Origin of the sequence: Agrobacterium sp. rho-8.1, from assembly GCF_033957725.1 — a bacterium.
Lineage (GTDB): Bacteria > Pseudomonadota > Alphaproteobacteria > Rhizobiales > Rhizobiaceae > Agrobacterium.
In genome coordinates, this window is the sequence record NZ_CP192790.1 from 18,657 (window position 1) to 30,541 (window position 11,885).

Sequence of the window (11,885 nt, forward strand, 5' to 3'; positions counted from 1 at the left end):
GTGCGGCTGCTGGCGATCGCCCCGCGGCCCTCTGAGGATGAACTCCTGAGCTGTTGGCATTGGCGGGTGGCGAGCCATTACTCCAGCTCGCCCCGGCAGGTTGAGAACTGGATAAGTGGCTCATCGAGAGTTTCGACCCCCCATCTCTTCAATCATGAGATCCCTACCGACCAGTCCGCAACCCGATTATGGGCGCTTGCCTGTCGCCTACGGCAAGGCGATCTGGAGCGACTGTCTCTGCGAGCGACAGGGCGCAGCAGGGCGTCATTCGTCAGCGATCCTGGCCATCGAGGCGTTTGTCCGGCTTGTTTGGATGAAGATGCCGAGGAGGGGAGGGATCACTATTGCCGACAATCTTGGGCGTGTGTGGAGGCAGTGGTCTGCCAACGGCACAAGATTGGCCTCGAGATTAACTGCGGTGGCTGTTTCCGCACTGGGCTGTTTCAGTTCCGGTCTACACCTGCCGGCGTTGTCAGACTGTTTTGCCGTGACTGCGATGCGGTTGTCTCGGTGCGGCGATTCCAGCGCCGCAATCAGACAGACCTGCTGCAAATTGTATCGTTGGTAGGCGAGGTAATAGGCAAGGGCGGGTCGGGGTTTGAACGCATTGAGGTGGCAAGCCGCTTCCTCTGGTCGCCGCGGGCGGAAGGGATGCCATACATCGCCGCGCTGGGTATCCCGCTGCCATATGGCCAGCGACCGTCAGTCACTGCAGGCGCGGCGCCGCTGGCCAGCCTTTCACCGGCATGGCGAGCCGTCACCATGACAGCCATCGCAGACCTTGTCTTTAAGGACAGTTGCAAGACGGCTCGAATCTCTGCCTCTGTTCGCGAAGCCTTTTGGCAATTCGAGCGTGGGCCAGTCCCAGAGTATCATCAGGTGCCTCCACCAACGCGGGTGGCGTCAGTTCTAAATCTACGTCCGGAAACCGAGTACCGGCAGTTGGCCCGCGGCATTGTCGAAAGCGAAGGCTGGAAATCTCTGCCGTCCAAAACAGGGCGCGCAAGAAACCGGGCAATCGGCAAGTTGATGCTCCGTGCCCTCAATGACGGATGAGACCAAACCGATGTGCCTCATCCAGCAGGTGGCGAACAGAGGAAGGTTGCCATTTGCGCCCACCGCGTGCCGGCCGCTCACCCATCTGATCCAGTTGGGCGGCAATATCGCGGAGCGACAAATCTGGATCAGCAATGGCGATCGCTGCAACGAGCTTCATCAGGTGATCCTCTGGGGCACGGCGGGGCGAGCGCGCCAAAAGCTCGGGGTCGGCAAGCTTCTCGCGGACCATCCGATGCGCCGCGCGGCGAAGGCGTTCCACCGTCCAGTCATGACCGCGGCGATTGAGGACCCGGACGACATTGTCCCAGCTGTGCTGAGGCCGGAGTTGCCGCACCATCGGCAGCCACGTTTGGGCGGACGAGATCAACTCGTCGAGATAAAGTTTGTCTCGCGCCTTAGATACCGCCTTGATCGCTTCTGGCCGCCGCTCTCGAAGTCCAGGATTGCCCGGCAGCTTGCCACGCGCTTTTGCCGCCTTGATGCCAGCTCTGGTTCGTTCGGCGATCAAAGCCCGTTCGAGCTGCGCGACAGCTCCGAGAACCTGAAGAGAAAACATTCCCTGCGGGGTAGACGTGTCGATGGGATCGCGGATCGATCGGAAATGGACGCCGCGTTCTTCAAGGTCCTCGATCACCTGCAACAGATGGCTGACCGAGCGGGCGAGGCGATCCAGCCGGATAACGACAAGCACGTCGCCAGCCGCGAGCTCGCCGAGGAGCCTCGTCAGAACCGGTCTGGCCCGTGATGCACCGGATCCATGCTCCTGAAAAATTCGCTCGCAGCCGGCGGCACGTAGCTCGTCCATCTGGGCGTCATGAACCTGATCGTCGGTCGAAACGCGTGCATAGCCGATAAGACGTTTGGGGCCTGGCGACGGTTTGGCGGTTTGCCGTTTTGCCATGGTTTTCTCGCGTGGTTTTAAAGTGCTTTGTACAGATAAGGAATGCGTGAGAAAATGACCAGTTGCAAGCGTGGTTTAGTACCGAAATGTGAGACTGTAGAACGCGATCTAAAGCTGATACACGGTTCGCAGGTGGCATTGCTGAAGCCACCGTCCGGGCTGCTCGCCCAGCCAGATGTATGCACGCATGGGTTTTCAAAACGTCGCCGGGATCGTCAGCTCAAACGTTCGGGTGCCGTCATGGCCTGCGTTCTGGAGCGCGTAGCGCCTATAAATTCGGTCGGTGGATGGAAGGGCTAGCTGTTAATCCGGTTGCAACGACTCGACCTCTACAAGTCATCCTATTATTTCCGGCCTTGCCTCATCGCCGGAAGCCCTTGAGACTGGCAACCCGATAGAGCGAGCTAATTTATGACTGTAGTCGCGTTTTTTGATGATCTCTACATTGCAATAGCGGACATTCTGATGTCTTTGGACTACAGCAAGTCCAATCATCCACTCCCTGCTTCTGTCTTTTTACCGTCCGCCCCTCACGGCTACACAGTGCACCGGGAGGCTGTGCCGAGCAGGATTGTGAGGAAGTCATTCTCGGTCAATACCGCTTCATCTCAGGGTGTGTTCCTCGGCGCAGGAACTGTTGAGCACATCAAGGACGTCATTCAAAATACTCAATTGTTGCGCAGCGGCCTTTTGATGCCGTCTCGATCGCTTCCCACTCTTGATACACGTAAAGTCCAACACCTTATGGCGCATGCCATGGACATCAGTGAACAAAACTCATTGGGTGATTTTGAAATCCTGGGACTATGCGACGGGGTCAGATTTGACCGCGCGGCGACGATCGGTTCATCTTATGAGTTTCCCTACTTTGGCAAGGTGACGATTGCGGGTAGTGGGAGGGAGGCCCTTCGCGACTGGCTATTCCAGCGGGGTGAGCAAATCTCGGAAATGAGCATGTCAAATGAATCCTTCGAAATGCGGAGGCATAGGACCGGAGGCTGGCTGATCAGTCGCCTTCTGGAAGAAGATGGGGCGGACAACCCTCTCACCCTTCCAGCAGGAGTAGGCGGCTACTACGAACTCTACGAATATGACCGATCTGGGATGACACCGGTCGATGCGGTGCTGACAGTGTTTCTATCGCTTGGAGGCCCCAAAAATGCTGGAATCTTCGATCTGCAAAATCTCTTTTTCCACAAATATGTCGATGGCCATTTATGCATCCTGACGCTACAGAACGTGCAGCATTCTATCAAAATCGGTGACGAGATTCGCGTTCCATTGTCGGATTTTTCGCTCTCCGTAGTGCCACGCTTTTATGAGAAGGTATCCGCTCCGAACATCGCGCCCGAACTGATCGCAACGATGGCCGGCAACGCTGACTTCTTCAATCTGTCATTGTTCAGAGACTCGGCAAGGAACTTTCCCTCCCAAGCCAAGCGTTTCATTGACACTCAAAATAAGCTGCTAACGACGAGAGTCGTCAACGGCAACGTGCATATAAGCTTTGACTATGAGCTACTGAAACAACGGTTTCAGCATTTCCCTAAGCGCCCCGCGCATGGCACAGAGGTCTTCTATTCGAAGTGAAACAAGGAACAAATGTTGGCTTGTCGCCCTCGAGTCCATATCCGAAATTGGCGTTTTCTTTCTGCCGACCTCACCTCATCGCGGATTTTCTGTATCGTGGGATCGGCCGACTGGGAAGATGGAGTAGTAGCTCCATCGCAGCAGTCTCGGTTGAATGTCGCAATCTGAAGTGATCCGCCTAAGTGTTCGAGAACACCTCTTCTCGCAGAGGTCTCCCAAGAGATTGTGGTATCCAGTCCAAAATTGAAGTCAGGTTTGCCGCATAACCGCATCTGCGAGAAGTGGTTTCTTCGCCAATATATATGCCGAAGACTTCTGGCGTCTCGCTTATCGTAGAGAGCGGCGCCCCAGAGCAGCAGGAACCGCCAATTTCGCTGACCTCGAAAAAGCTGTTGCCGACATAGATGCTGAGATTGGGATTCGGTGAGTATCGAATACTGCGCCGAATATACCCGCGAAAATAGACCGGAGATGGATTAAAGTTCAGTGCTCCAACTTCCCGTTCGTGATTTTCGTATTCCTTCGCTATCACATCGGGATAGGCCCACATATGATATTCCGCGCTTGGATAGGGAGCTTTCTCAGCGAAGCGGACCGGCGATATGATTGGCATGGGCAGCTCAAATTTAATGATCCCAATATCTTCTTCAGGGTGTACCTCGCCCGTGTTGATCAAACATGCCTCCCACCCCTCAGGATGAGGAACAAAAACACGGGCCATCTCGCCCCGCACTTGGTGAAGGACATGTGCCGCGGTTAGAGCGAAGCCCCGATTTCCTATAAGGAAACAGGTGCCAATAAGCATAGCGCCTTCGGCAATGGGATGGCCATCCGCATCGTGATCAAGGTCGCAGATGGGGAGCACGAAATCGCGGACATTTTTGTTTGCTTGCATGTTCTCTTCACCGGTCCTGAAGTTGAGAAATCGCTGCGCCCAAGGCTAAGCTCAGGCAGGGATAGCGTCCCTCTTGTGTTCATATTTTGAGTACGACTTACAACATTCTTGCCGCACGGCCGCTACGGCGTGTGGCATTGTTATAATAGCTCGAGGCCTGTTGCACCGATTTGTGTCTGGACTGTTCCATGGCCTCGGGAAGGGGAATGCCCCGGTTCGCGGCTTCGGTCAGATATCCGGCTCGCAATCCATGTGCGGAAAACTCCCCAAACTCCAACCCGGCCATCTTCGCCCGCTGCTTGAGAATCGCATTAATCGACTGCGGATCGATCGCTCGCTTTGACACCGTTTCCCATCGCCCAATCCCCCTGAAGACACTGCCCTTGTCGATTTTTGCGGCCGTCATCCATGCGTTGAGAGCCTCAACAGGCCGGCCTGTCAGATAGACGGTATCGTCCTGCTCGCCCGACGTTGTCTTGGTCCGGCCGAGATGAATGGCAATAGAGGGGAGGGGAGGGCCATCCGGCATCTCGATCGGCGGCTCGACGGTCAATTGTTCGACCCGAAGTCCAGCGATTTCGCTGCGCCGACGGCCGCCCGACGCAAAGGCGACCATCAGGATCGCCCGATCACGTAGATCGCGCAGGCCGGTGCCCGCGCAAGTGGCCAGCAGTTTTGCCAGGACGTCGCCGGTGACTGCCTTGGCGCTCTTGCGGCGTCGCGTCCGAGGGACGGCCCGCACCGCGTGGCGAATGGCTGACTTGAGGGCAGGGGAGGTGAAGGCACCATCGAGGCCGCGCCATTTGGTCAGTGTCGACCAGTTGGCAAGTCGCCGACGCACGGTGGCTGGCGCGTGCGGGCCGACGGATTTGAGAAACCCCTGCTTTCGGAGTTTGTCATCCGCCTCGACTGGCATCCCATGATCCGGATCGGTCATTTTTTTCTCGGGGTCCCAAAGATGATGTGCGACGAATTTGAGGAGCAGCGCTTCAGGAGCCGGCCATGGCAGGGATTTGCCGGTCGCTGCCAGGCCCCAGGCTTCCAGATAAGCCAGATCCGATGTTAGCGCCCGCAGCGTGTTGGCACCCATGCCGGCATTGACCAGGTGGCGCAGCGTTTCGATGTCCTGGTCGGTCAGAAGCTCGGCAAGTTCGTCGCGACGATCGAGCGGAAGCACGGACGCTATCGTGTCGAGCTCTTCGGCGCGCCGCTCGACGGATGTCTGTGATTTTGTCGTCTTGGCCACGGAAGCTCCGGTATGACTCGTTTTTCCAGGCACTGACGTGCCCTGCTTTGCTGCGATTCTGTCTGATTTGCGGCTTCAGATCAACAATCATCGATAATCGCTACTTATCGATGGTTAGACCGCCAACTGACAATCATACCATGTGGCGAACCGTAATATTCCAATCGCGTTCGTTTAAGAAATCATTTATCATGATTTCAATGGCTTACGATATTACGAAAATCAGCATAACTGCCCTGATGGGTCCGGCTTTCGACGCCGGTGTGGATTTTAGCTCGCGGTTTCAATTGAAGTGCTAAGCTAGAAACTCGACGTAGAAATTTTCGCTTGCGATTTCACTCCAGAGCAGGGGAGGGGCAGTTAACCCGCTGAAGCCTCGATTAGATTCACCGCAAGCTGTCGTGTCGGCGACGTTATTTGCGCTACCCCTCGGTTGGTCAGCCCGTTGCGGGTGCGATGCTTTTGACATCGAGAGTAATCAATAGCGCGACAAGGAATGCTGCGGCGGTGGCAAGCAGAACTGCTCCGACGAAAATCGCAAGTGCTCTTGCCGCGCCAATGCACAGATCAAGCATGAACCAACGGACCTGCGCCTGTGCGTACCAGATTGCGGCGACCGCCAATACGACGACACCTTCAAGAGTACCCTGATCCTGAGGCATGCTGAAGAAATCAAATGCCAGCACGAGTACGAAGGCAAAGGGTGCCGCAACGTAGCATTGGCTGAAGAAGGGCGGGCGGAGCGAATTGCGCGTGATACTGACCGTCTTCGATCTCAGAAGAATCACCGCCATGCACAGGGGATAAATCCCGAAGATGACCCCTCGTGCGATCAGAAGGTTCGATCCGGATCCGAGTTCCCGGGCGGCTTCCGTCGGATCGTAAACCGAGGGCAGCGAAGCGGACAATGCCTGCGAAAGAAGCAGAGTGATCAGCAGGAACAACGGCGGGCTCAGAGTATCCTGATACTGGTCTTCCGGCTTATCGGCGAGTTCGATGTCAGCGTAGCGCATCATGCTGAGCGGCGTGACGACCGAGCGCCACATCGTGACAGGATAGAAAACAAGCCACGACACAAGTTCGTAGAGCAGCTCTTCGAGCGACTTCAGCAGTTTCATGAAGTCCAAGTGCCAGTCCTTCCCGTCCGATCCCTGCGTATGGATCCGTATCATACCAGCGCCAGTGCCCTACGTCACCGCGGCAATGACAAGCCCGCAGTTGTAAACATTGAACTCTTCGCCATCTAGTCTTTCCACTACGGGATTTGGCGGCTATGTTGCGCGCGTAAAGGCGCTTGGACTGGAAGTCCAAGATATAGTCACACGACCCGAGCAGCGCTGTCAGGGTGCGATGCCCTGAGAGAACGGTTGCTCCTGTATCGGACACGTGGAGCCAGTCGATGAGGATAATGAGAGGCCTGATTTTAGGCGTTGCCTTGCTGGCAGCCGTGCCCGCGGTCGCCGACGACATGCGGCGGGAGACCGTCCGTTTCGCCCCCGGGTCGTCGAGTTCAACCATCAAGGCATCCGTGAAAGGCTATCAGACCGTCCAGTACGCGCTGTCTGTCACGGCTGGCCAGAAGATGAGTGTCCAACTCGATTCCCGCAACACCAGCCTCTACTTCAACGTGACAGCGCCAGGCGCCGATGCGGCGATGTACAACAGCTCGATCGATGGCAACGGCACAAGCATCACGATCCCGTCCAGCGGCAAGTACGTCATTGACGTCTATCTGATGCGTAACGCGGCCCGGCGGAACGAGTCTGCAAGCTATGACCTCACCCTTTACGTGGAATAGTCAGATGCCGAGGCCCTGAGATGACCTCATCGGATCGCGATCTCCCGTTCTACAACGGCATGCCCGTCAAAATCGATGGAGCGGGCTGGCTCGTTCTCATGGCCTCTGTTGCGCTGGCATTTTTGGCACTTACACTTATCCCCCTCCGCGCCTTCCCAAACAATCTCATTCCGGCGCTCCTATTCGTCGGGATTCCGATCCTGGCGCTTCACAGGGTGGCCGGCAGGCACTGGAAATGTCTGTTGCACCGCGTCGGCTTTCGATCCGCGGCGTTGATGGTGCTGTTCGGAGCAGCAACGCTGGTAGGATCCATGGCGATGGGCTGGGTCCTACAGCAGTTTTTCGAGCTTCACTCCAACCCGGTGGCAGATGAGATCGCCGCAATGTCCGCATCGCAGGTCGGCGTTACGCTTTTGGTGACCGGCATCCAGTTGGTCGGCGAAGAGCTTTTCGGAATACTGCCGTTCCTCGCCGTTCTGTGGCTGTGCGTGCAGCATCTGAACCTGTCGCGCAGGTTGGGAATCCTTGTAGCGCTTGTCATCTCCGGCCTGCTCTTCGGCGCGGCGCATCTGCCAACCTATGACTGGCACTGGGCGCAGTCATTGATCGGGATCGGCTTCGCCCGCGTGATTCTGACGCTCGCCTATATCGTCACGAGAAACCTTTGGGTCTCGGCAGGCGCTCATATCATCAATGACTGGACGGGGTTCATCTTTATGTTTGAATTCGGCCACCTGCCAATCAATCCGGTGGAGTGACTGCCGATGGCCAGTCGCCGAAATGAAATCCAGCTCAAAGGCCTTTGCGCCACAACGTTTAACGAAAGGAGTTAGGCATGCGTCTCGTCGCGACATCTCTCATGGGAATGATCCTGCTGTCGGCCATACCCGCGCTCGCAAATGACGTTCATCAGACGAAGTGCAAGGGCAACAGCGGCGCCTGCATCCAGGAAGCCCAGCGCGTCTGCGGTGGCGAATACCACGTTCTCTTCAGCGAAAGCCACGCTGGTGGGCTTCTGGGCGACAGCATTCCCGGGCCTGTAACCTGGTACTCGATGAGCTACGAGTGCCCGAACTCCCGTGGCGAGAAGCCGGACTTCGCGTTCCGCGGCAACACGTACTCCCCGCCACCGCTACGAGACGTCGAAACGAAATCGAGGCAGAGGATTTCGGTCGGCAGCATGGGGAAATTCTGCCAGGGCGAGGCGTCCGCAACGTTCGGCCGCAAGCCTCAGGAGATACTCACGCTTCCGGTCGAACGCACGGGCGGCGGCTTCACTGTCTATGGCCAGTTTCCCCCTGAGGGATTAAGAGTGACCACGTTCGAGTGCCGGTTCGACTCGTCGGGCGCGTTCAGACGCGTTGTTCGAGATTAAGGACCCGTACTCTCGATCGCAATCGAAGAGCCTTGCGGCAATCTGTTACCTAGATCGGCGCCCGGAACTTTGGGGGAGGGGAGGGGCAGATCATAGACCTGAAGCCTTGGTCAAATTCACACGGAAGCGGTCGCGCCGGCGTTGGTATCTGCGGGTCATCTCCGCAGACGCATGGCCAAGCTGTTTCTGGACATAACGTTCGTCGACCTCGGCAGAGGAGGCGAGCCCCGCGCGAAGGGAATGCCCAGAGAACTTGAAGGCGCGCTCGATCTCGCTGAGATCGCCGCGAACGCCAGCCGCCATTGCGGCTCTTTTCACAAGCCGCGCCACTTCCTTGTCGTTCAGCCGCTCCGAGCCAACAGCCTTTCCTTGCCCCGTCACGCGGCGAAAGAGGGGGCCATGCGCCAGCTTGGCGAACTTGATCCAGGTTTCGACGGCCACAATCGGACACGTGGAGTTTGACGAGCCACGGCCAATTTCGACCTCCCGCCAGCCCGTTTTACCGCGCAGGGTCACAAGCATGCCCTTATCGAGGATCTCGATCCAACCGCGGCCATCTTCGGTTTGCTCGGCCTTCAGATCAAGACCGACGATTTCGGAGCGGCGAAGACCGCCGGCAAACCCGATCAGCAACATGGCGCGGTCGCGCAGGCCGCGCAGCGAACCACGCTCAAGGGTCTCGACCATGGCGATGATATCCTCCGCCAACACTGCTTCTTTCTGGACCGGCGGCTTAGCATGACTGTTGCGGATGCCGGCCATCACCGTCGCAATGTGCCTGTCTTTGCGATCAAGCGTGAGACCGCGCTGGGCATAATTCCACCTCAGGGAGGAGAGGCGCCGTTCGATGGTCGAGACGGAGCTGGCCTTGTCGCCCCTCGCAGCCGTGCCAATGGCACTGCCGGAAGCGCAGGCTGTGATGTAGAGCCCGACGGTTTGCGGATGCGGGGGGAGGGGAGACAGATTGGACCGCCGGCACCAGGCGGTGAAGTGTTTCCAGTCTGAGGCGTAAGCCTTGCGGGTATTCGCCGAACTTGCCGCCTCGACGTAGCCGCGGGCGCGCTCAGTGAGGCCTGCGAGATGGGCAGGCGTTTGGTCCTGAACGGCGAGAGAGGGGAGGGGGTTGTCGCCCGACACCTCCGGCGCGGAAACATCACCGCCGGAGGCTGTGCTGAGAGACGACGCTGGGGAGTCCTTAACGTGATTTTCGCTATTCTGCTCGATGATTTGGGCCATTTTTTTATAATGATCAAAATGTCCGATAATGCAAGATTATCGGACGTTTTATCTTCGCGATAGGCTGTGCGGTTTATAACGAAAAAGTAGCACAAACTGCACATCTGATTTATGCTGCTGCGTATGGATTCGATCACATCTTCGTTCTCTGCAACCTCCACATGGACCGGCTACCTCCCAAGCTGGGCGCTGGCGCGTGGCCGTGACATTGACGAGCTGGATGCTGCTTTTGCCGCAGGTATCGCGCTGAAATCACTCGACGATTTAATCCGTTCGGATACACCATGGATAGGCTGCTGGCGCGATCGTCTTGCTCTCAAGTCAGCCGCCGTCGCGGCCAGGATGCTCGGTCGCAACGAGGAAGAGCCCGCGCTGCGGGACGCCGTTTTGTTGACGCCCGTGGACGGTGATCCCGGTCCTGCCGGGAAGCTGTTTTTGGCCACACGAATGCTGTCCCGCCGGATCGGCATGCCGGGCACATCGTTTACTAAGGAATTGGCCACGCTTCTATCGATCCGTTGGGACGACGATCTTGCCTTGGTCCCAGATCTTGTCGATTCTGCCATCCGATCCGGACGTTCGGCACCTTTCGCGGTGGCGGACCTTATAATGGCGATTTCTGCGGCTCGCCCGGACGCAGAAGTGTTGGCACTTGGTCTTGGCGAGATGGTGCTGGCTCAGAAGCTGAACTGGTCGCAACCGGTTCCCCTGTTGCTACCCGAGCGCTTTGGCCCAGCTTTCCGCACCATCGGTGGCCGGGGTCGCGTGAAGCCGGGTGAGTCAGCCTATTCGAAAGCAATCTGCATGGCGATTGTCGATGGCGCCGAACTGGCACTGCGTTCCGCTGCGGAGATCGATCGCCGCGCTAGCCGCTTGTTGGCCATCGCAGCCAAAGTCAGGACCAGAGGAGCTGAACCGGTCATCCGTCGGCTGTTGAACGAAGACGCTGTATCCGCTTCGGCAGCCGGGGCCAGCCTGTCACGATGGGCGGCAAACCGGCTGTTCGAGCGGCTCGAAGGCTTTGAGGCGATACGCGAGCTCTCGGGCCGGTCCTCCTTCCGAATATTTGGATTGTGACAATGGCAGGAGCGAGCGCAGCTAAACGCCGCCGTCAAGCCGGAGGACGCAAGCAAGAGCTCCTGTATGATCGCGAGCTACTGGACTTGCCGTCGGAAATGCGCTGGCGGGAATGGATGATGCGCGTCGAGGCGGTCATTTTTGCGTCCGCCGAGCCGGTCAGCCGCGAGACTCTGGCGCGGGTGGTCGGCAAAGACTGCAGCGTCGATCTGCTGATCGACGACTTGGTCGGAGAGCTGCGAGATCGCCCTTATGAACTGATCTCGGTCGCAGGCGGGTGGCAACACCGGACCCGACCAAGGTTTGCCGAGACGATCCGCGCTTCGTCCGCGCCTACGCGAGGCGGTGTGGCGGCGTTGTCTGAATTTGAGGCGATGGTGCTGATAGCTGTCGGATATTTCCAGCCGATCACGCGCGGTGAGTTGTCAAAGTTATTTGGCAAGGAAGTCAGCCGCGATACGATCGGCGGTTTGCGTGGAGCAGGTTTTATCGGCTCCGGCCCACGGAGCCCTACGCTGGGCGCGCCATATACCTATGTCACGACGCCATATTTCCTCTCGGCCTTTGGCATGGAGACCTTGCGGGACCTGCCAAACATCGAGGCGCTGGAAGACGCTGGTCTCTTGAGTAAACAGGGTAGCGCCGTGGATACTGACCCGGCCGCCGGAGACGACATGTTGGAAGATTGACAGGTTTGGGCTTGGCGCC

Annotated in this window: 12 protein-coding genes and 1 pseudogene; 8 read left to right on the forward strand and 5 right to left on the reverse strand. The window is 57.7% G+C overall.

The annotated features are described in order from the left end of the window. Positions 1–66: 66 nt before the first annotated feature. Positions 67–345: pseudogene (locus RMR21_RS22735) on the forward strand (hypothetical protein); the annotation flags it as partial. A gap of 306 nt (positions 346–651) precedes the next feature. Then, a complete protein-coding gene (locus tag RMR21_RS22740; RefSeq protein WP_498672260.1) occupies positions 652–1,056 on the forward strand; it encodes a hypothetical protein in 405 nt (134 codons plus the stop codon). On the opposite strand, the gene RMR21_RS22745 is transcribed toward RMR21_RS22740, so the two are convergent. Next, positions 1,043–1,960, reverse strand: coding sequence for a recombinase family protein (locus RMR21_RS22745; protein ID WP_498672135.1), 918 nt, complete (start codon positions 1,958–1,960; stop codon positions 1,043–1,045). The genes RMR21_RS22740 and RMR21_RS22745 overlap by 14 nt on opposite strands. Before the next feature lie 411 nt (positions 1,961–2,371). Here RMR21_RS22745 and RMR21_RS22750 point away from each other — a divergent pair, with 411 nt between their 5' ends. Continuing rightward, complete coding sequence (locus RMR21_RS22750) at positions 2,372–3,550, forward strand: hypothetical protein (protein ID WP_498672137.1); 1,179 nt, start codon at positions 2,372–2,374, stop codon at positions 3,548–3,550. 178 nt (positions 3,551–3,728) lie between these two features. Here the strand turns inward: RMR21_RS22750 and RMR21_RS22755 are convergent, their stop codons facing one another. The 3 genes from RMR21_RS22755 to RMR21_RS22765 all read right to left on the reverse strand — a co-directional run bounded on the left by RMR21_RS22755 (position 3,729) and on the right by RMR21_RS22765 (position 6,818). Next, entirely contained in the window at positions 3,729–4,445 is a 717-nt protein-coding gene (locus RMR21_RS22755) for a S1 family peptidase (protein WP_498672139.1), read from the reverse strand. Positions 4,446–4,542: 97 nt separating this feature from the next. Next, complete coding sequence (locus RMR21_RS22760; protein ID WP_498672140.1) at positions 4,543–5,691, reverse strand: site-specific integrase; 1,149 nt, start codon at positions 5,689–5,691, stop codon at positions 4,543–4,545. Between the two features lie 437 nt (positions 5,692–6,128). After that, the gene (locus tag RMR21_RS22765) at positions 6,129–6,818 is read right to left on the reverse strand and encodes a permease (RefSeq protein ID WP_498672141.1); all 690 of its coding nucleotides are present in this window, start codon (positions 6,816–6,818) and stop codon (positions 6,129–6,131) included. Between the two features lie 272 nt (positions 6,819–7,090). Between RMR21_RS22765 and RMR21_RS22770 the strand changes: the two genes are divergently transcribed. The 3 genes from RMR21_RS22770 (at position 7,091) to RMR21_RS22780 (ending at position 8,864) form a co-directional block, all read left to right on the forward strand. Next, positions 7,091–7,489, forward strand: a complete 399-nt coding sequence (locus tag RMR21_RS22770) for a hypothetical protein (protein ID WP_498672143.1) — start codon at positions 7,091–7,093, stop codon at positions 7,487–7,489. 20 nt (positions 7,490–7,509) lie between these two features. Continuing rightward, positions 7,510–8,247, forward strand: a complete 738-nt coding sequence (locus RMR21_RS22775) for a CPBP family intramembrane glutamic endopeptidase (RefSeq protein ID WP_498672144.1) — start codon at positions 7,510–7,512, stop codon at positions 8,245–8,247. A 77-nt stretch (positions 8,248–8,324) separates the two neighbouring features. After that, a complete protein-coding gene (locus RMR21_RS22780) occupies positions 8,325–8,864 on the forward strand; it encodes a hypothetical protein (protein ID WP_498672145.1) in 540 nt (179 codons plus the stop codon). Between the two features lie 90 nt (positions 8,865–8,954). Here RMR21_RS22780 and RMR21_RS22785 read toward each other — a convergent pair whose 3' ends face one another. Continuing rightward, the gene (locus tag RMR21_RS22785) at positions 8,955–10,100 is read right to left on the reverse strand and encodes a site-specific integrase (protein WP_498672146.1); all 1,146 of its coding nucleotides are present in this window, start codon (positions 10,098–10,100) and stop codon (positions 8,955–8,957) included. 123 nt (positions 10,101–10,223) lie between these two features. On the opposite strand from RMR21_RS22785, the gene RMR21_RS22790 reads away from it, so the two are divergent. Beyond that, on the forward strand, positions 10,224–11,177 hold the full coding sequence (locus RMR21_RS22790) for a DUF1403 family protein (RefSeq protein WP_042617875.1): 954 nt from the start codon (positions 10,224–10,226) through the stop codon (positions 11,175–11,177). Between the two features lie 2 nt (positions 11,178–11,179). Then, on the forward strand, positions 11,180–11,866 hold the full coding sequence (scpB, locus tag RMR21_RS22795) for an SMC-Scp complex subunit ScpB (protein WP_042617842.1): 687 nt from the start codon (positions 11,180–11,182) through the stop codon (positions 11,864–11,866). Positions 11,867–11,885: the final 19 nt, after the last annotated feature.